At 47.6% G+C, this 20,580-nt stretch carries 18 protein-coding genes; 5 read left to right on the top strand and 13 right to left on the bottom strand.

Features of this window, described 5'->3' with window-relative positions:
• Positions 1–17: 17 nt before the first annotated feature.
• From NQ544_RS04010 to NQ544_RS03950, 13 genes are all read right to left on the bottom strand, one after another.
• Positions 18–2,000 carry an ABC-F family ATP-binding cassette domain-containing protein gene (locus tag NQ544_RS04010; protein ID WP_006846678.1) on the bottom strand — a complete coding sequence of 661 codons (1,983 nt, stop codon included), beginning with the start codon at positions 1,998–2,000 and terminating at the stop codon, positions 18–20.
• A gap of 229 nt (positions 2,001–2,229) precedes the next feature.
• Complete coding sequence (locus NQ544_RS04005; RefSeq protein ID WP_006846679.1) at positions 2,230–3,504, bottom strand: S-adenosylmethionine:tRNA ribosyltransferase-isomerase; 1,275 nt, start codon at positions 3,502–3,504, stop codon at positions 2,230–2,232.
• 47 nt (positions 3,505–3,551) lie between these two features.
• Positions 3,552–4,256, bottom strand: a complete 705-nt coding sequence (locus NQ544_RS04000; protein WP_006846680.1) for a phosphatase PAP2 family protein — start codon at positions 4,254–4,256, stop codon at positions 3,552–3,554.
• A 30-nt stretch (positions 4,257–4,286) separates the two neighbouring features.
• Complete coding sequence (locus NQ544_RS03995) at positions 4,287–6,887, bottom strand: BatD family protein (protein ID WP_006846681.1); 2,601 nt, start codon at positions 6,885–6,887, stop codon at positions 4,287–4,289.
• A 38-nt stretch (positions 6,888–6,925) separates the two neighbouring features.
• Complete coding sequence (locus tag NQ544_RS03990) at positions 6,926–7,663, bottom strand: tetratricopeptide repeat protein (protein ID WP_006846682.1); 738 nt, start codon at positions 7,661–7,663, stop codon at positions 6,926–6,928.
• Positions 7,664–7,862: 199 nt separating this feature from the next.
• A complete protein-coding gene (locus NQ544_RS03985; protein ID WP_006846683.1) occupies positions 7,863–8,900 on the bottom strand; it encodes a vWA domain-containing protein in 1,038 nt (345 codons plus the stop codon).
• 147 nt (positions 8,901–9,047) lie between these two features.
• Positions 9,048–10,046: a vWA domain-containing protein gene (locus tag NQ544_RS03980; RefSeq protein WP_006846684.1), complete on the bottom strand. Its 999-nt coding sequence runs from the start codon at positions 10,044–10,046 to the stop codon at positions 9,048–9,050.
• Between the two features lie 86 nt (positions 10,047–10,132).
• Positions 10,133–11,209: a BatD family protein gene (locus NQ544_RS03975; protein WP_006846685.1), complete on the bottom strand. Its 1,077-nt coding sequence runs from the start codon at positions 11,207–11,209 to the stop codon at positions 10,133–10,135.
• A 28-nt stretch (positions 11,210–11,237) separates the two neighbouring features.
• On the bottom strand, positions 11,238–12,107 hold the full coding sequence (locus NQ544_RS03970; RefSeq protein WP_006846686.1) for a DUF58 domain-containing protein: 870 nt from the start codon (positions 12,105–12,107) through the stop codon (positions 11,238–11,240).
• A 54-nt stretch (positions 12,108–12,161) separates the two neighbouring features.
• Complete coding sequence (locus NQ544_RS03965) at positions 12,162–13,157, bottom strand: AAA family ATPase (protein ID WP_006846687.1); 996 nt, start codon at positions 13,155–13,157, stop codon at positions 12,162–12,164.
• A gap of 188 nt (positions 13,158–13,345) precedes the next feature.
• Positions 13,346–14,566, bottom strand: coding sequence for an MFS transporter (locus NQ544_RS03960; protein WP_006846688.1), 1,221 nt, complete (start codon positions 14,564–14,566; stop codon positions 13,346–13,348).
• Between the two features lie 323 nt (positions 14,567–14,889).
• Complete coding sequence (gene panB, locus NQ544_RS03955; RefSeq protein ID WP_006846689.1) at positions 14,890–15,708, bottom strand: 3-methyl-2-oxobutanoate hydroxymethyltransferase; 819 nt, start codon at positions 15,706–15,708, stop codon at positions 14,890–14,892.
• A 36-nt stretch (positions 15,709–15,744) separates the two neighbouring features.
• Entirely contained in the window at positions 15,745–16,428 is a 684-nt protein-coding gene (locus NQ544_RS03950; RefSeq protein WP_006846690.1) for an HAD family hydrolase, read from the bottom strand.
• A gap of 185 nt (positions 16,429–16,613) precedes the next feature.
• On the opposite strand from NQ544_RS03950, the gene rsmG reads away from it, so the two are divergent.
• Genes rsmG through NQ544_RS03925 form a run of 5 tightly spaced genes read left to right on the top strand, consistent with a single transcriptional unit; the run spans position 16,614 to position 20,576 of the window.
• The gene (gene rsmG / locus NQ544_RS03945) at positions 16,614–17,240 is read left to right on the top strand and encodes a 16S rRNA (guanine(527)-N(7))-methyltransferase RsmG (RefSeq protein WP_040552760.1); all 627 of its coding nucleotides are present in this window, start codon (positions 16,614–16,616) and stop codon (positions 17,238–17,240) included.
• A gap of 43 nt (positions 17,241–17,283) precedes the next feature.
• Positions 17,284–17,928 carry an MBL fold metallo-hydrolase gene (locus NQ544_RS03940; protein WP_040552607.1) on the top strand — a complete coding sequence of 215 codons (645 nt, stop codon included), beginning with the start codon at positions 17,284–17,286 and terminating at the stop codon, positions 17,926–17,928.
• A gap of 36 nt (positions 17,929–17,964) precedes the next feature.
• Entirely contained in the window at positions 17,965–18,540 is a 576-nt protein-coding gene (ruvC, locus tag NQ544_RS03935) for a crossover junction endodeoxyribonuclease RuvC (RefSeq protein WP_006846693.1), read from the top strand.
• 5 nt (positions 18,541–18,545) lie between these two features.
• Positions 18,546–20,036 carry an ATP-binding cassette domain-containing protein gene (locus NQ544_RS03930; protein WP_006846694.1) on the top strand — a complete coding sequence of 497 codons (1,491 nt, stop codon included), beginning with the start codon at positions 18,546–18,548 and terminating at the stop codon, positions 20,034–20,036.
• Between the two features lie 30 nt (positions 20,037–20,066).
• On the top strand, positions 20,067–20,576 hold the full coding sequence (locus NQ544_RS03925) for a hypothetical protein (protein WP_006846695.1): 510 nt from the start codon (positions 20,067–20,069) through the stop codon (positions 20,574–20,576).
• The last annotated feature ends 4 nt before the right edge of the window (positions 20,577–20,580 follow it).

Here is a 20,580-nt window from a genome sequence, read left to right as displayed (position 1 = left end):
TTATATTAATGTTACAATTATTTCGAAACTTCTTCCAGTTCTTCCGAAAGGAGCATCCAGCGCTCGTTCTCCTCATCGAGACTCTTCATGAGTTCGGTGTATTCGGTCACGAGTTCCATGTTGGTTGCATTTTCCGGTTTCATCAGGAGTTCATCAATCTCCTTCTTTCTCGCTTCCAGCTTCTCTATCTTCGCCTCACATTCCTTCACGGCTTTCTCAGCCTTGCGGATCTTCTTCTGCTGTTCCTTATGTTCAGCGTAGCTCTGCTTGCCGGATGTGGCAGAGGCAAGACTGTCGGCTGTAGAACCTGATGCGACAGAAGAGCCGGAAGTATTGGCAGAAGGCGAACCGGCAGAAGCCATGTTCTGGTTGGCAAGAGCCTGATTGATGTTCTCGGCATTATGGGCACGGAGATAATCGTAAATACCACCAAGATGCTCACGAACCTTGCCGCCACCAAACTCATAGACCTTATCTACCAGACCATCGAGGAATTCACGGTCGTGGCTCACGATGATGGCTGTTCCATCGAAAGCCTTGATGGCTTCTTTCAGCACATCCTTCGACTGCATGTCGAGGTGATTGGTAGGCTCATCGAGAATGAGGAGATTCACCGGTTCGAGCAGGAGCTTGATCATAGCCAGTCGGCTGCGTTCGCCTCCACTCAGAACCTTGACAAACTTCTCAGAAGTCTCGCCGCCAAACATGAAGGCGCCCAGGAGATCGTTCACCTTCAGACGCATTTCGCCTGTTGCCACATTGTCGATAGTCTGGAAGATGGTAAGATTCTCATCCAAGAGCTGCGCCTGATTCTGGGCGAAATAACCAATCTGCACATTATGACCAATCTTGAGAGTTCCGGTGAAAGGAATCTCACCCATGATACATTTTACCAGGGTAGACTTACCCTCGCCGTTCTTACCCACGAAAGCCACCTTCTCGCCACGCTTGATGGTAAAGGTAACATGGTCGAAGACGGTGTGTGCACCGTAATCTTTGCGCACCTCATCACAGATGATAGGATAATCGCCACTCCTGAGACAAGGAGGGAATTTGAGGTGCATCTGTTTGTTGTCAACCTCATCCACCTCGATAGGCACGATTTTCTCGAGCTGCTTGATTCTGCTCTGCACCTGAACCGCCTTGGTAGGCTTGTAGCGGAACCGCTCGATGAAATCCTTGATGTCGGCAATTTCCTTCTGCTGGTTTTCGTAAGCACGGAGCTGCTGCTCGCGGCGTTCAGCACGCAACACCACATACTCATCGTATTTCACCTTATAGTCTTCTACCCTTCCGCAAGTAATTTCGAGGGTACGGTTAGTTACATTGTTGATGAAAGCACGGTCGTGGCTCACCAGAACCACAGCCTTGGCACTCTGCGCCAGGAACTGCTCCAACCACTGGATACTTTCAATATCAAGGTGGTTGGTAGGCTCATCGAGAAGCAGTACATCAGGCTTCTGCAACAGAATCTTGGCAAGTTCGATACGCATTCGCCAACCACCAGAGAACTCCTTGGTTGGGCGCTCGAAATCATCGCGCGTAAAGCCAAGACCGCTCAAGGTGCGCTCTATCTCAGCCTCATAGTTTTCGCCACCCATCATCATGTAGCGTTCATGTTCCTGAGTAAACTGCTCTACGAGCTGAGCATAGCTTTCGCTCTCATAGTCGGTGCGGTCGGCCATTTCCTGCTGCATCTTGTCCAGACGCGCCTTCATCTCGGTATTATGGGCGAAAGCCTTGCGGGTTTCCTCTTTCACGGTCGTATCGTCCTGCAGTTTCATCACCTGTGGTAGATAGCCGATAGTGGTTTCGTTAGGAATAGCCACAACGCCAGCAGTAGGTTTCTGCAAACCGCAGAGAATCTTGAGCATCGTAGATTTTCCGGCACCATTCTTACCCACCAGGGCAATGCGGTCGCGGTCGTTGATGACGAAACTTACATCATGAAAGAGAGGCTTGACGCCAAACTCTACTTTCAGTCCTTCTACTGAAATCATCTATTTTTAATTTATTCAAGTTTCGCAAGCTCAGAAGTTAAAGGAGTTAAAGGAGTTATCGCTCCCTACGGTCGCTGAGGAGTTAAGACAACAGTCTTTTTGGCGTAGTTTTTTAAGCAGCAAGACATAAGTCTTAACTCCTTAACTTCCTTAACTCCTTTAACTTCCTGATATGCGAAAGTTCAGTTTATAATTTACAATTAATAATTTATAGTTTTCCTAACTCCTTTTACGGAATGAGCAGGGATGAATCTCCATAGCTCAGGAAACGGAAATCATGCGAAAGAGCATAATCGTAAACCTTCTTCCAGTCGCCCTTGAGGAAAGCACTCACCAGGAGCAGGAGCGTACTCTGAGGCTGATGGAAATTGGTGACCAGCATCTTCACAATCTTATACTGATATCCAGGAGCAATGATAATCTGCGTGCTGGAATGGAGAGCCTCCAAGCCGTTGCGGTCCAGATAATCGATGATTGCCTGGATAGCCTGCATCGGAGTAATTCCATCTACCAGATTGCCATCTTCAGAAAGCTCGTAAGGATCCCACTGGTTTACATGCAGATCTTCTTCATTTGCCTCAGGATGCTTCAGCAGATGAACGCCCATGTAATAGAGACTCTCTATGGTACGGACGCTGGTGGTTCCTACGGCAATGACCCGGCACTCGTGCTTGATGAGTTTTTCCAGACTGCGGCGATGAACAACAATGTATTCCGTGTGCATCTGATGACCTTCGATTTCAAGACTCTTCACCGGTTTGAAAGTGCCGGCTCCTACATGCAGGGTTACTTCTTCGCGGTCGATTCCATGCGCATCAAGATCCTTGAGAACCGCATCGGTAAAATGGAGTCCGGCAGTTGGAGCAGCCACACTTCCCTTGACTTTAGAATAAACCGTCTGATAGGTGGTCTTGTCACTCTCCTCAGTCTTGCGGTTGAGATATGGAGGAATAGGCAACTCACCTACTGCTTCGAGAATCTCAGCGAAAGACACCTTGTCGTTGTCCCAATCAAAATCAACCCAATAGTTGGTTCCTCCGCCTTTGGCAACCATTTTCTGCGCCTCAGAACCGAGAGCATCTCCGCGTCGCATGGTAGCGCTGAGCGTAAGCTTGTGGCCCTTGATTTCGAAATCACGCTTCAGGCTGCCCTCTTTCCATTTCTTCAGATTACCGATCATGCAGAGCCAGGAACAATGTCCGGTGGTCTGGAACATGAGTTCATAATCAGTAGGTTCTGCAGGCTCCATCAAGAAAACCTCAATAAGCGCACCTGTTTCCTTGCGGAAGTGCAGACGCGCTTGTATCACCTTGGTATTGTTGAATATCATCAAGGCTCCTTGAGGGAGATATGTGGGAAGATGATGGAAAACATCATCGCTTACCTCGCCGTGCTTATAGACCAGCAGTTTGCTGTGGTCGCGCTGGGCGATAGGGAATTTTGCGATGCGCTCATCCGGTAAATCATAGTTATAATCACTAATTTTAATGTGTTTTGTATCCATTATTTATTTTACTTGTGAACTTTCTATTTTAAACTTTTATTTCTGTACTAAAGATGAGCCATCTGGCAGGTGGCATAAAACACAACCATGATAAGGGTAAATATCACTACGGTCATGATTTTATCTACATCATCATAGTCGTAACCCGTACTCGTATACTGGTTGGAAATATACTTAATCTTTGGGGAGATGCGGTAATACATCCTGATGTAGATAAGATAAACGACAACTCCCACCACAGCTCCGATAGCCAGACCGCAAAGAATGTCGACCGGATAATGAACACCCAGGTAAAGACGGGTCCAACAGTTTACGAGCGACCATAATAACAGGGTCCACGTAACCAGTTTGCTGCGGATAAGCAACGAGAAGAAGATGGCTATAGAAAGCGTATTGGCCGCATGAGCCGAACAGAAGCTGAAACTCTTGAGGCGCATATTGTCAACCACCTGAACCGTATACTTGAACATCGGGTCGCTGGAAGGTCTGCATCTTTCAGCCAGCGGTTTGATGATTCCATCCACCAGTCCATCAGCCAGAAAGATGCAGAGCACCGCTCCTCCAACCACGAGAGCAATCTGGCCCATCATCTCGTTGTTTCTTATCACAACAACGAAGAGGACGATATAAAGCGGAATCCATGTCCAGCCCGACGTAAGCGCCATCGCCATCTGATCGAGCCAGACATTCTCGCTGCCGTTAAACACATGCAACAGCTGCATGTCAAAATCTTGTATCCTACTAAAATCCATTCTCTTTATATTAGTCAGATTTTATCTTAATCAGATTTCCTCAATTGCCTTGGTTTCAATCCAGCCTTCTCTGCCGTCTCCTACCTTGATTTCACGCCAGCCTTTCATCGCCTTATCGGTAATGTCAACGCGGGTTCCTTCATGCAGCAGGAAGAGGTCAACGCTCGTCTTGGCTGGAGTCTTCTTCACATTGACAGAAGGAGCGATGATGATGGCTCCCGTACGGTTGATGAGCATCTGCCGCTGCTGGTAAGCAAAGAGATTGCTCAGCAGGAAGACTGCCACGAAGAAGATTCCACCGAAGAAACCAATCTTGCGCAAAACGATATGCGAACCGAAGAGATAAACCAAAACCAGAACCAGCGCCATGATGATAGCTATGATGCCTGTCTTAGCCCAACAGTCAACACTCGTAAGGTTAACCAGCGCCTTCCACCAGGTTACGAAGAACATCTCGCTTTCCGGAGTAATCTTATCGATGGTCTTGCTACGTGCAAACTGCAGGTTGAAGCTGATGTCTTCATCGCCTGGCGAGAGCAGATGGGCACGCTCATAATTGAGTACAGCCTTGGTAATATTGTCTGTACGGTAATAAGCATTGCCCAAGTTATAGTAAACTTCGGCAGAAACACCATAGTTGTTCAATATTTCCTCATAGTCGCGTATGGCTTGCTGATAGTTACCTTTCTGATATTCCGTATCAGCATTGTTCTTGGTTACAGCGCCTGCAGAAACCGAGCAGCCCAACATTACCATGATCATCATGACGAACGAATATCCGGTTACACTCTTCTTGCGCTGCTTACGCGTTGCATTGATAGCATTTTCTATATCCATAATAGCAGTCATTGCTGATTCGAATGTACGGTTCATATTGCCGGCAGGGTCGCCCGGCGCATAGCGTTCAAACTCACATTCATCGAGCGCAGTTGTAAACTTCTCGATAGTTCTCTCCTCTACACAATGTTTTTCGAGCATAGCCTGAATGTTTTCACGTGAGAGCTTTTCGGCAGGCATGTTGAGCTTGTAGCTTACATAGCCCCACAAAGCACGGAGCACTTCATCATAGAATTCTTCCTGCTTGCCACCGAGCATCAGCAGATGAGCCTTCTTCAGGCGCTTGGTTGCTATCTTGTTTGCCTTGTTGGAACGGACCTTTACCAGGTCGGCATTCTCGAGAGCACGGTGGCGGAAAACAATGAGCAGGGCAAAGAAGGCTGCCAATGGAACCAGCAGACTGGTCCAGTAGCCGAAGCTTCCGTAGAACATATCGTCAATATCATGGAGCTTAGACTTGCCCAGTTTCAGCGCGTGAATGTCCTTATCCCTGTTGCTGAAATCTGATGTTTCATTGTCTGAAGTTCCATCGCCCTTCTCTACATTCAGCGTAAACGGCTGGGTCTTAATTGTCTTATACTTGTTAGCCGAAGTATCATAATAGGTGAATTCTACCGCAGGAATGGTATAATTTCCCTGATTACGAGGCACAGCCAGGAAGTCATAAATCATATTGCCTTCTACGCCATTGGCTGTAAGGCGGGTCTTGTCTGTCACCTTCGCATCGTACTTGTCAAAATCCTTAGGGAAGGTAATGACAGGCTGCTTGAGCAACTTCAGGTTTCCGATACCTCCTACCACCACACGGATGGTGATTGGTTCGCCAGCCTTCACTTCCTTCTTGTCGATGGAAGCAGTAATATTGAATTTACCTACACCGCCCGAGAAGTTGGCAGGGCGCTGAGGCAATGGATCAACCTGAATTTTCACACTAGGTGCTATAATATCTTTCTTTACTTCAACATAGCCAGAACCGCCATTGAAGAAAGCTTCCATCGGGTCAACGTTTCTGTTCTGCTGAACCACGATTCCCTTGAAGGTAATGGCTGGAATGGTGAGGCTTCCCGTCATCTGCGGATACATGACATACTGGCTCCATGTAACGCATCGGTAAGGTCGGCCGTTTACGGTTTCAGTATGGAAGGTCTTCTGCTGAGGCAGCGGAACTTCCTGGTTGTGGAATCCCTTCAGGTCAGGCATCTTACCTTCCAGCTGGGTAAGGTCTACCTGCGTGTAAACCTTATAAGTAAGGAGCACCGGTTCCTGTTCGTGAACACGTCGCTTGTTGGCTGTAACCTTGATGAAGAGGTCGCTGCCTGATATTCTTGATCCGGCAGTTCGCATGCGTGGTTCATTATAATCATTCTGTCCGTGCATGGAAGGTGCACCGTTGTTGCGTGCAGCATGGCCAGAAACCGTAATCTTAACCGGATGAGAAGAGAGTTTCTTACCATTTACGATGGCATGAGAGGCACCAATGCCAAAGGTTCCGTTCTTAGCTGCGTAGAGCGTATAGGTAATGGTTACCGACGATGAAGAGGAAGTATGGCCATTGATCATCTGATAACTGGACTGCGATGAGGTGTAAGGACCTGCGATTACCTCAAGTCCTTCTCCTACTCCGCCCAGGCGGAATTCCTCTACATCACGTGTATTGATGGTATAGGCCACACGGAAGTTTTCTCCCGCCGCCACGTGTGTTGGTGCCGACACACTGATATGCTGGGCTTTCAGCTGCAAACTGAAGCCCAGAAGCATTGCCCATATAATAATAAACCAACCTATATGTTTCATGTTCTAAATTTATTATACTCGTTGTATTATTTTACTTTTTACCAGTTTTTCTCATATTGCTTTCTGCGAGGCTGACTCATCGCTTTCTGCATCTTGCGCTTCGTATCCTTCTCCTGCTGGATGGCAGCGTTCAAGAGTTGTTCAGCATTATCTTTGCTCATCTTGTCCTGATTATTCTGATTCTGCTGATTGTTCTTATTCTGGTTGTTCTTGTTTTTGTCGTTTTTGTTCTTGTCTTTATTCTGATCTTTGTTCTGTTCCTTATTCTGCTTGTCTTTGTTCTTGTCCTTGTTTTTATCCTTATTGTTCTTGTTCTTATCGTTCTGCTTGTTCTGCTTCTGGTTTTTAAGCAGTTTCTTGCAGAGGGCAAGATTATATCGGGTTGCATTGTCCTGCGGATTGCAGCGCAGGGCGTTCTCATAGCATCCTATGGCCTGCGCATATTGCTGATGCTGCTGCATGACCACACCCATGTTGTGGTAACTTCTGGCGCGTCGCATCTTGTTCGTTTCCAGTTTCGAAGCATTCTCAAACTGTATCATTGCCATCGAATCCTTCTGCTGCATCATCAGGGCGCAACCCAGATTATAGACAGCCTGCGCATTCTTCTGGTTCTTGGAGATAGCCTTGCGATATTGCGTTTCGGCTGCAGCCCACTTCTGTTTATGATAGGCGCGGTTTCCCTGGCGGATGAAGTTGCGGTCGTTCTGTGCTCCCACCTTTGCCAAGCCCAGCACCATCAGGGCAAAAACCAATATATATCTTAAATATCTCATTCTTATTATATAATAATGTATTCAAGTTTCGCAAGCTCAGAAGTTAAAGGAGTTATCGCTCCCTACGGTCGCTGAGGAGTTAAGACAACAGTCTTTTTGGCGTTGTTTTTAAGCAGCAAGACATACGTCTTAACTCCTTAACTTCCTTAACTCCTTTAACTTCCTGATATGCGAAAGTTCAGTTATGTATAAACGTTTATCAGAAAGGCTTCCTGATGTCTTTCTTAAAAAACTTGATGTTTCTGAGCAGAGGATTCTTTACCTCAAGCAGACAGATTTCGATGATAAGCAACAGGATGACAAGAATACCTACAGCCTGGAACTGTTCATCATAGGCGCTGTAAACCACACTCGTTACATCGCCTTTCTGCAATTTGGCAATATCATCATTCAATGCTCTTTCCGCATCGCTGGTATTATCTACATGAATGTACTGACCCTTGCCTGCCTGGGCAAGTTCCTTGCACATCTGCTCATTCAGGGCGGTCATTACGGTGTTGCCCGCATTGTCCTTCAGATAAGAGCCGTCTCCCATAGGGATTGGTGCTCCCTTGGTGTTACCTATGCCCAGGATAAAGACATTGATTCCTTTCTTGTTGGCAGCAGCCGCTGCCTCCTGTGCGCCAGGCTCATGGTTTTCGCCATCGGTAATAACGATGATGGCTCTGCCCACATTCTCCTGCTGGGTGAAACTCTTGGAAGCCAAATCGATGGCTGCTCCGATATTGGTTCCCTGGGTCTGGATAAGACCAGGGGTTATGTTCTGGAGAAACATCTTTGCCGAAACATAATCGGTGGTGATTGGCAACTGCACGAAAGCATCGCCTGCAAAGACGATGAGTCCAATCTTGTCGTTGTTAAAGTTGTCGACCAGATTTTCGATAAGCATCTTACTCTTGTCCAAACGGGATGGAACCACGTCCTGACAGAGCATGGAATTTGAAATATCGAGGCAGATGATGGTTTCAATGCCATGTCGCTTATCGTGAGAAATCTTGCTGCCCATCTGAGGGCGAGCTACCATCACGATAAGAAGCGCCAAGGCTGCGAGCATCAGCACAAACTTCACTGTAGGGCGATATTTGGAGATGTTGGGCATGAGCTGTTTCAGAAGTTCCGGATCGCCGAGCTTCTTCAGTTTCGCCTTTCTTCTTCTCCACCCTATCAGTCTGATCAGAATCAGTACTGGTATTATCCACAACAGCCAGAGAAATATAGGATCTTCAAATCTTAACATTTTCTATTCTAATTATATCTTCTATTCGATTATCCGATAATCAGTAAAATATCTCCGATAACTGGTAAAATATCTCCGAAAGATAGCGAAATATCTCCGAAAGATAGCGGGATATCTCCGATAATCAGTAATGGCTCAGTATCCGGGTTACGGAATTCTTCTGAACCAGGTGATGCGGAGGAGGATTTCTACCAGCAATACCAGGAGAGCTGCCAAGGCGAATGGCTGATAAGCTTCATATCGCTTAGCAAAGTGCTTGACATTAAACTTGGTTTTCTCCAGTTTATCAATGTCCCTGTAAATCTTCTTCAGCTCGTTATTGTTCGTAGCGCGATAGAAATTTCCATCGGTTGTCTGCGCTATGTCGCTCAGCGTCTTCGTATCTATCTCTACCGGAATGTTGACGTACTGTACTCCTCCTGCCACAGGCATTGGATAAGGAGCCACCTTGTTGGTTCCTACACCGATGGTGTAAACACGGATTCCGTAGCTCTTGGCAATCTCTGCTGCGGTCATTGGCGAGATTTCGCCCATGTTGTTACTGCCGTCGGTAAGAAGAATCACAACCTTCGATTTTGACTTAGAATCCTTCAGGCGGCTCACGGCATTGGCCAGTCCCATTCCCACTGCGGTTCCATCGTCAATCAGTCCCCGGGCGGCAATATCCGTACGGGTTGCCTGCAAGAGACGCAACAGACTGGCATGATCGGTTGTCATCGGGCACTGGGTGAAGGCTTCACCGGCAAAGATAGTCAGACCGATGTTGTCGTTCGGTCTTCCCGAGATGAATTCTGTAGCCACATCCTTAGCCGCTTCCATTCGGTTCGGTCTCAAATCTTCAGCAAGCATAGAGGTGGAAACGTCCATCGCCAACATAATGTCAATGCCTTCCACCGTCTTGTTGTCCCAAGCCGTATGCGTCTGCGGACGAGCCATCGCACAGACGATGAGCACGAAACAGATGCATCTCAGCACCATTGGCAGATGGATGAGACGCACACGCAGGCTCTTCGGAGCATACTGATACTTTTTCGTGTCGCTCATGCGCATGGTTGGCGCATTCTTTTTCCTGTAGAGGAAATACCATAATATATAAGGTATCAGCAACAGGAGCAACAGAAAATAGCCTTTACTTGCAAATTCCATTTCTATATTTTTCTATTTATAGCCAGGCAAAGAGTTGCGGAATAAACCGCTTTGCCCGGCGAAACGTTTCATAAGAACACCCTACCTTACATCAGCAGCATGGCTGACTGGTAAATGATGTAACCCAACAGAGCCAGACCTACGATGGCTCCTATCCAGAGGAGCGACTTGATGAGGCGGCGCTGAGATTGCGTCTTCTGCTCTTCGTTGGTCAGCTGAGGAACCACCTTTTCTTCTGTAGGTTTCTCATCTGTCTTGGTCTGGTCGATGAAGTTGATGGCATTCACCAGGTTTGCATCGTTCTCATTCACCAGGGTTTCATATTTGGCAAACTTCACGAGGTCGGCAGTCTGGAAGAGTTCCTTCAGTTCATCAATCATCTTCTGGTCGCCTGCTTCGCGCAAACGTTCGATGATTTCCATACTGGTCATTTCCATCGCATTGAATCCGAAACGACTCACGATATATTCTCTCAGCGTATTGGTAAGCTGGGTGTAGTAAGCCTTCTGTGTTTCCTGATTCTCTACGTGCTGCTGCTTGATGACGTTAATTTGATTCAGCGCCTTTTCATGAGCCGGAACATGTTTTACGATGCGGATATGGGTGATGATTGGCTTGTTGTTCTTCAGTCTGTTGCGCAGATAAAGCCATGCACCACAGATGATTAACAGCAATAGGCTCAACCAAAACAGCGCACTCCATTCGCTCCAGGAGAAAGGATTATCCTGAACATCCTTGGGCGGATAGAACTGGTTGGGATGAACCGTATCTACGGGCACGGTGAGCACCTTCAGCGCAAGCTGGTTGCCATGAAAGTTCTTGCCGTTTACCTTCACATTGAGCGCAGGAATCACATACACCTTTTCATCAAATGAAGTCAGCGTATAGTCGCGGCTCACCACCATGCGGTCGTCGCCTATGTGCGAAGTGTCGCCTTTACTCTGCTCTACCACTTCCACTCCTGGTGTAATTTGCTGCTGCGGCTTGAAAGATGGCAGTTGCACCTTATCGCCCTGCTTTACCGAAGCTTTCAGATGTAGCACGGTCTGCTGTCCTATCAGTATCTGCAGCGAGTCGATGCGTTGCTCTACCTGCTGGGCTTGAGCTAAGCCTGAGCACCCCAGGAGAGCGAGCGACAATATGATATTCTTTACTTTAAACATAGTTTCTTTACTTTGAGCTTTCGGTTTATCAGCCCCTCTGCTTGAAAAGCATCAGGAGCGCCTTCGAAAAGTCCTCGTTAGTGGCAATCGAAGTCCAGTCGACCTTGCTTTTGGCAAAGTCGGTTTTCAGATTCTCCTGCTGCATCAGCCATTGCTGGGTATGGGCCATTCGCAGTTTCTTCGAACTTGTATCAATATACATTTCGTGTCCGGTTTCTGCGTCCATCACCTTGAGCAGTCCTACATCAGGCAGCACCTTGGCACGCGGGTCGTAAACCTGGATGGCTACTACATCATGTTTCTGGTTGGCAATCTGCAGCTGATGCTGGAAATCCTTATGATCGTAGAAGTCGCTGATTACGAAAGCTGTGCAGTGGCGTTTCATCACGCGGGTGAAATATTCCAGGGCGCAACCGATATCGGTACGCTGGCTTTGCGGCTGGAAGTTGAGCATTTCTCTGATGATATAGAGAATATGCTTTCTTCCTTTCTTAGGCGGAATGTACTTCTCGATACGGTCAGAGAAGAAGATGACACCTATCTTGTCATTGTTCTGAATGGCGCTGAAGGCGAGTGTGGCAGCAATCTCAGTAGCCAGATCGCGCTTCATCTGCTTCATCGTACCGAAATCGAGCGACCCGCTGACGTCTACGAGCAGCATCACGGTAAGTTCCCTTTCCTCTTCAAACACCTTGACATAAGGCTTATGAAAGCGGGCGGTCACGTTCCAGTCGATGTCTCTCACATCATCGCCATACTGATATTCGCGCACCTCGGCAAAGGCCATTCCCCTGCCCTTAAAGGCAGAATGATACTGACCTGCGAAGATGTTCTGACTCAGTCCGCGAGTCTTGATTTCTATCTTCCGAACCTTTTTTAAGATATCTTGTGTATCCAAAATCCTAAACTATTAACTATAAACTATTAACTGTTAACTATTAACTGTTAACCATCAAGGCACTTCCACCTTATTAATGATGCGGCTCACGATTTCCTCACTTGTCACATTGCTTGCCTCAGCCTCGTAAGAAAGACCGATACGGTGGCGCAATACGTCATGAGCCACAGCTCTTACATCTTCAGGAATCACATAGCCGCGATGCTTGATAAACGCATAGGCTCTGGCTGCCTTGGCAAGAGAGATGCTGGCACGAGGACTGCCGCCGAAGGTAATCATGTCTTTCAGCTCGCCCAGTCCGTAGCGCTCAGGATAACGTGAAGCAAAGACGATATCGGCAATATACTGCTCAATCTTCTCATCGAGATAAACCTCGTTTACTATCTTGCGAGCCTTCAGAATCTCCTCAGCTGATGTTACAGGAGTAACCTCAGGAAGTCCGCCCTGAATATTCTCGCGGATGATGAGCTTCTCCTCTTCCAGTGTAGGATAATCGATGATTACCTTCAGCAGGAAACGGTCTACCTGTGCTTCAGGCAACTGATAGGTTCCTTCCTGCTCGATAGGGTTCTGTGTAGCCATTACCAGGAACGGACTAGGCAGTTTGAAGGTTTCATCGCCAATGGTAACCTGGTGTTCCTGCATGGCTTCGAGCAGCGCACTCTGCACCTTGGCTGGGGCACGGTTAATCTCATCTGCCAAAACGAAATTGGCGAAGACAGGACCGCGCTTTACATGGAAAGCCTCATCTTTCTGTGAATAAATCTGAGTACCCACCACATCGGCAGGCAACAAATCAGGAGTAAACTGAATGCGGCTATAGTCGGAGCTGATTAGCTGTGACAATGTCTTGATTGCAAGTGTCTTCGCCAGTCCAGGTACACCCTCAAGCAGGATATGACCATCAGAGAGAAGACCGATAAGAAGGCAATCTACGAGGTGTTTCTGGCCTACGATTACCTTATTCATGCCCATTACCAGATTGGTAACAAACTGACTTTGTTGTTCTATCCGGATATTCAATTCGCGGATATCAATAGCTTCTGCCATAATTCTATATTTTTACGTTTAATTTCTTAATTCAAACAATATATTTCCAAAACCAAACGCAAAAGTACTCAAATTAAGCCACAAAAGCGAAAAAACCTATCTAAATAATATTAAAAATGTTTCATAAAAGCTATTTTTAGGTTCTTTTAAAGAATAGCTTTTATGAAACAAACGAGATTTCAAATATTTTATCTGTTTTTATGCTTCATGTACCATGGATGAACCAAGAAATTGTACACCAGCAACGATACGATTGTAAAAAGAAGCGCATAGTGCAACATCCCTGATTCAATCATATTATATACAGGATGACCTACGTTAAAATGCGCTCTCGCCGGAAGATTATGGAACATGAATCCGAGACCGATTCCCAAACTCAAGCCCAACTCCCAAGCCAGGAAGAACGAATTCACGCTCGTGCCGCGCTGGCAATGTTTGGCAAGCTTGATATAGAAGAGCAGAAAACGGCTTCCGATGATTCCCAAGCTGAAACCCAGCAAGGTTGGAACCACGATTTCGACTGCAAACTCCTGAGTTCCGAACGAAATCAGTTCAGCAGAAGCCAACAATATCAGGCCTACCAATATCTGACTCTTCAAATCTGCATCAGCAAAGACAAACTTTTCTGCCAGGAACGCCAAGACCAATCCTCCGAAAATCATCAGAAAGTTACCAATAGAATGAGGCACAGAAAAGTATAATCCCGCAGAAAAAGTAATCAGGATGATATTGACAAAAAGCGGAGTTCCCTGTGGCAGATAGAAGCGGTCGAGGCTGAAAGTCTTAATTCCTTCGGCTGGTGCCTTAAAAGGAAACTTGGCGCGAGAAACCAGCACGAAGGCTCCCAAAGCCAGCAACGAAGCCGTAGGGAAAACATAGCCCATGCCGAAATAGTTGTAAACAAAACATGCCACCAAGGGCCCTACGGCTATCGAAAAACGGGCAAACCAGGAGGTAATGTAATTAGCCTCGGTGCGCTGGAACGACTCGCAGGAATCAATAACCAGCGTACTGGCAAGCGACATCTGAGCCAGCCCCAGAAATGCTCCCAACAGGAAACGGACCGCCAGGAGAATCTCAAAAGAAAACCTGATGTTCCAGAACGTATCCAGATAATAAATTACCGAATGGCAAACAACCACACCCAAAATGGAAAGCTGACAGACCATATTTCTGCGGTAGCGCTGTACCAGATAAGAGCAGAAGCCGCCAAACAGAAACAGTCCAAAGCCGTATGCAAGAAGCACACACCCTATCTGCCACATCTGATACTTATCCTGAATCAGGAAATAAGGAATAGCAAAAACGAGCATGTACACACTCGACATCAGCAAGAGGTTGGCAAAGCATAATCGCCAGAAGTCCTTGTGCCACAGTTTGATATGTACTGGTGTATTTTGTGTATCCATAATCCGAATTATTTATGTTTCTATTGTCAATATACTCTCTTACTGAACTTTCGCACGTGGTTCAAGTACGGGCTGAAGGCCCAAAAGCTCTTAGCCCAGGGCATCGCCCTGGGTATAATGGCAGTCAGCAATGCGCCCTGTAAGGGCAAAAGCTTTGTAAATTGCCTGGTACTTGAAAGCTTTTGCCCTTTCAGGGCGACAAACTTGCGTCCATGATTACCCAGGGCGATGCCCTGGGCTAGGAGCTTCTGCCCTTTCAGGGCGTGTGGAGCTCACTTGCGAAACTTGAGTCTCTTACACTTCGCATAAAAAGAGAGTTAATGTTAATAACTCTCTTCAGCGCTAGGATAATCTACGGTCTTCACCGCATCAATATAAGCCTTCACACCCTTGGTCATTTCCTCTCCTACCTGAGCAAAATGGCGCAGGAACTTAGGCTTGAAGCCCTGTGTCATTCCGAGTGCATCAGCATAAACCAGAACCTGTCCGTCGCAGCCGTTACCTGCACCGATTCCAATCGTTACAGCCTTTACCTTCTTGCTTACTTCTGCAGCGAGCTTAGCAGGAACCTTCTCCAGCACGATGGCAAAGCAGCCTGCTTCGTCCAGCGCAATGGCGTCGCTGATAAGCTTCTGTGCCTCAGCCTCTTCCTTGGCACGAATGCCATAACCGCCAAACTTGTTCACACTCTGCGGAGTAAGTCCGAGATGACCATGAACAGGAATACCTGCATTAACCAGCGCCTTAACGGTTTCGCAGATTTCTACGCCGCCTTCCAGTTTCAGAGCGTCTACACCCGTTTCCTTCATCATGCGGCAAGCATTGCGCAGCGCCTCTTCCTTGCTGATCTGATAGCTGCCGAAAGGCATGTCGCAAACCACGAAAGCATGCTGGCAGGCACGTGCCACGCTGCGGGCGTGATAAATCATCTGGTCTACGGTAATCGGCAATGTGTCTGCATTTCCTGCCATCACATTGCTCGCCGAATCACCTATTAATATAGAGTCAATTCCAGCAGCATCTATAATTCCGGCTGTTGTAAAGTCGTATGCTGTCAGCATGGTTACTTTCTCGCCAGCCTTCTTCATTTCTGCGAAGGTCTTGGTGGTAATTTTCTTCTTGTCAGTAGATAAATATCCCATTTTTTATTTTGATTTATTTATTGTTCTGCGTTGAATCTATTTCGCATTCTCCACGATACGCTGCAAGTCAGCAAAGCTGAAACCTCTGTAATCATCTATCACATAGTCGGATAGCGGCTGGATAGCTTCTCTGCTGTTCGTTGTGGCAAGACCCAAGGTAAAGGCTCCTGAGGCTCTCACCGCCTTCAGTCCGTTGAAGCTGTCTTCCAGTCCTACACAGTCCTCCGGTTTCACACCGAAATAGGCTGCACCTTTCAGATAGCAGTCTGGATGAGGCTTGCTCTCAGCGAAATCCTCGCTGGTCAGCACGCGGTCGAAATAAGCCTTGAATTCCGGGTGACGGTCGTAGACATTCAGCATCTTCTGAATGTTGCTGCTCGTTACCACAGCGCATTTTACGCCATGCTGCTTCAAGTCGCTGATGAAGTCTTCGAACCCTGCAATATACTCATACTGCATGGTCTTTTCAAACTCATCCAGTCGGGCTGTAATCTTAGCCTGTTCCTCCTTTGCGCCTGTAAAACCTTCGATGTGGGCGAAGACGGCTTCATCGGTGAAATACTTGTCGTAAATCTGAACCAGAGTCTGTCCTTTGATGCGATATTCGAAATCGGGCATTTCCGGATGATACTCCCTGCCTATCATTCCCCAGAAGATGGAGTACTGTGATTCTGTGTCGAATACCACACCATCCAGATCGAAGAGTGCTGCTTTTATCATATTTTCTTGTCTGTTTTTATCTATTTTTGCTTAAATTATATTGAAAACGGGTGCAAAGTTACGCAAAAAACTTAATATACGAGCATAATCTTACAGATTTTGATGTTTTTATGACGTGTTTTCCGATTTTTTACACTACCTTTGCAGAAAAATCAGTAGAAATAAAGAAGAATACATATAATTATATGATAGAAATAATAGAGAAATACTTCCCGAACCTCACGGAAGAGCAGAAAAAGCAGTTCGAGGCACTCGATGCATTATACCGCGACTGGAACAGCAAGATCAATGTCATCAGCCGCAAGGACATCGATAATCTGTACGAGCACCACGTGCTCCATTCTCTGGCTATAGCCAAAGCCATCCATTTCCGTCCGGGCACGGAGATTCTCGATTTCGGCTGCGGTGGAGGTTTCCCGGGCATTCCGCTCGCCATCCTCTTCCCTGAATGCAAGTTCAAGCTGATAGATGGAACGGGCAAGAAAATAAGAGTCTGCAACGAGGTGGCTACGGCCATCAATCTGCAGAATCTCAAGGCTGAACACCTGCGCGGAGAGGACGAAAAAGGCAAGTACGATTTCGTGGTAAGCCGTGCGGTAATGCAGCTTCCTGACCTGATGAAGATTATCAAGAAAAACTTTAAGCAGAAGGGGCAAAACGCTCTGCCTAACGGACTTCTGTGTCTGAAGGGCGGTAATCTGAAAGAAGAACTGAAGCAATACTTCAAGATTTCAGAAATCACTCCGCTCAGCACTTTCTTCGATGAAGAATGGTTCAGCCAGGACAAGCAACTGGTTTACGTTCCGGCATAGAAGAGTGAAGAGTGAAAAGTAATCATAAAGTTCAAAGTAAGAAATGTTACATATAGAAAGATTTCAAGTAAACATGTTGCAGGAAAACTGCTACGTGGTGAGCGATGAGACCAAAGAATGCGTCATCATCGATTGCGGCGCCTTCTATCCGGAAGAGCGCACGGCTATTACACAATATATTAAGGAGAACCAGCTCAAGCCCGTTCACCTGCTCGTAACCCATGGCCATCTTGACCATAACTTCGGCAACAACACCATCTATCAGGAGTTCGGACTGAAACCGGAAGTATCGGCAGCTGATGAAAACCTGATGAAGGGACTCGCCAAGCAGGCAGAAACCTTCTATCAGATGCAACTCGATTACCAGTTTCCGCCTATTGGCAGATTCTTCGAAGATGAAGAGGTCATCAAGTTCGGCAACCACGAGTTCCAGGTCATCGCCACTCCGGGCCACAGCAGCGGTTCCGTCACCTTCTATTGCGAGGCAGAGCACGTAGCCTTCACCGGCGACACCCTCTTCCACAACTCTATCGGCAGAACCGATTTCCCTGGAGGCAGCATGTTCCGCATCATCAACAGTCTGCGCCATCTCGGTCAGTTGCCTGACGAAACCCAGGTCCTCCCGGGTCATGGCGAATACACCAGCATAGGCGAAGAGCTCGCTCACAATCCATATATGGACCGTTAAAACAGCATTTTTTAAAAGTCAGGAGATTTATCAGCGATGATCAAGAAATCGAATACAGAGAAGATCATTCTCGGCATTGACCCCGGAACCAACGTGATGGGCTATGGCGTAATCCGCATCATCGGCAACAAGGCCGAACTGGTGGTGATGGGCGTCATCGACATGCGCAAGGAGAGCGATCCCTATCTCCGGCTGGGCAAGATCTTCGACCGCGTAACCGGCATCATCGACAGCTATCTGCCCGATGAGATGGCCATCGAAGCCCCCTTCTTCGGCAAGAACGTGCAGTCGATGCTCAAGCTGGGCAGGGCACAGGGAGTAGCCATCGCAGCCGCCATTCATCACAGCGTTCCTATCCACGAATATGCGCCGCTCAAAATCAAGATGGCCATTACAGGACAGGGACAGGCTTCGAAGGAACAGGTGGCGGGAATGCTGCAACGACTGCTCCATATTCAGCAAGACGAAATGCCGAAGTTCATGGACGCTACCGATGCACTGGGGGCAGCCTACTGCCACTTTCTGCAGATGAACCGCCCGGAAACCGACGCCAAGCACTACAGCAGCTGGAAAGACTTTGCAACAAAGAATCAGAGTAGAATAAAAAAATAAGAGAGATGCAAAAGATTATTAGCATTAAAAATGGTGTTACCCGTATGCCAGAATGGCGTATGGCAGAACCCGTAAACTTCGAGGCGTGCGATGGTGAACACATCGCTATCGTAGGTCCGAACGGTGGAGGAAAATCAATGTTTGTCGACATCATCGTAGGTCGCCACCCACTCCTGATGCACGACCCTGATTACGATTTCTCACCTAGTCAGAAAACAATGGTGAGCGACAACATCAAGTATATTACCTTCCGCGACACTTACGGAGGCGATAACGACCGCACTTATTTCCTGCAGCAGCGCTGGAACCAGCTCGAGATAGACGAGAACACGCCTATCGTAAAGGACAAGCTGGAAGAAGCCTACCAGATGGCTGGCGAAGACACACCGGAGCGCAGAGCCCTGCAGCAGCACATCTACGAGCTCTTCCACATGCAGCACCTGATGGACAAATACACCATCCTGCTCTCAAGTGGCGAGCTCCGCAAGTTCAAACTTGCCTCTACCCTCTTCTCAGAGCCTCGCGTGCTCATCATGGACAATCCGTTTATCGGACTCGATGCTGAAACCCGCGACCAGCTCAAGGAACTGCTCAAGACCCTCTCTTCAGAACGAGCCCTGCAGATTATCCTCGTACTGAGCAAGAGCGATGATATTCCCGATTTCATCACCCACGTGGTAGAAGTGAAGGATATGAAGGTTCTGCCTAAGGTAACCCTCGCCGAATATCTTGCCGGCAGAGAATCCGTACCTGCCCATGTGTTGAGCCCCGAGATGGAACAGGCCATCGTAGACCAGCCTTACAGCGACCGCGAATATCACACCCAGGAAGTGGTGAAGATGAACAAGGTACGCATACAGTATGGCGAGCGAATCATCCTCAACGACCTCGACTGGACCGTGATGAACGGCGAGCGATGGGCTTTGAGCGGACAGAACGGAGCCGGAAAGAGTACACTTCTCAGTCTGGTTTGTGCCGACAATCCGCAGAGTTACGCCTGCGACATCACCCTCTTCGACAATCCTCGAGGCAGCGGCGAAAGCATCTGGGACATCAAGAAGCACATCGGCTACGTATCGCCTGAGCTTCACCGCTCTTACCAGCGCGACCTGCCAGCCATCCGCATCGTAGCAAGCGGTCTGATGGATTCCGTAGGCCTCTATGTAAAGCCAAAGGAAGAAGATATGGACAAGTGCCGTTTCTGGATGAAAGTCTTCGGACTGGAAGGTCTTGAAGACCGTGGTTTCCTGAAGCTCTCCAGCGGCGAACAGCGCCTCGTTCTCCTGGCACGAGCCTTTGTCAAGGATCCGGAACTGCTGATTCTCGATGAGCCGCTCCACGGACTCGATAACCGCAACCGCCGTCTTGTAAAAGACGTCATCGAAGCCTTCTGTCGCCGCCAGAACAAAACCATGATCATGGTAACGCATTATAAGGAAGAATTGCCAGAGTGCATCGACCACAGCATCTTCCTCTTGCGCCACACCAACGATTAAAAAGAATTGATAATCAATAATTTCAGAAAGATGAGATACATAATATTATTATTTGCGCTCACCCTCAGCATAGCTAAGGCAAGCGCCCAGGATGTATTAAACGAGGTGCTCCGCACTTCTGATGCAATCATCAACGACACCACGAAGAGTATGGACGAGCGCCGTACAGCTCTCTTCAAGTTTGACGCAATGACCTACATGCGCAGCAAGATTCTGCCACCGTATGTAATGCTCGACAAGAATCTGAGCAAGGACACCTTGAACATCAAGGTTCGCTATCTCAACGAGCAGGCCTACGCCATGAGCGTTTATATTACGCTCTATCAGAGGCGACTGAAGGAGGCTTCAAACAAGAACAAGCCGCTCGTAACCCAGTTTTTCAGGCAGGCAACCATCGACCACAAGGCATTTAAGGATGCAGATACAGAGTTTACCCTGGCTTATTACAACACCCCGGATATTCCTACTCCTTTCTGCCTAGACTGCGATTGGGTTTCAACCTTAGCATTTATCCGCAGCATCGACTGGTCAAAGCTTTAAGAAA

Origin of the sequence: Segatella copri DSM 18205, assembly GCF_025151535.1 — a bacterium.
GTDB classification, from domain to species: domain Bacteria; phylum Bacteroidota; class Bacteroidia; order Bacteroidales; family Bacteroidaceae; genus Prevotella; species Prevotella copri.
The sequence above is the reverse complement of the archived record's forward strand: the minus strand, read 5'-3'. Positions and strand labels throughout refer to the sequence as shown.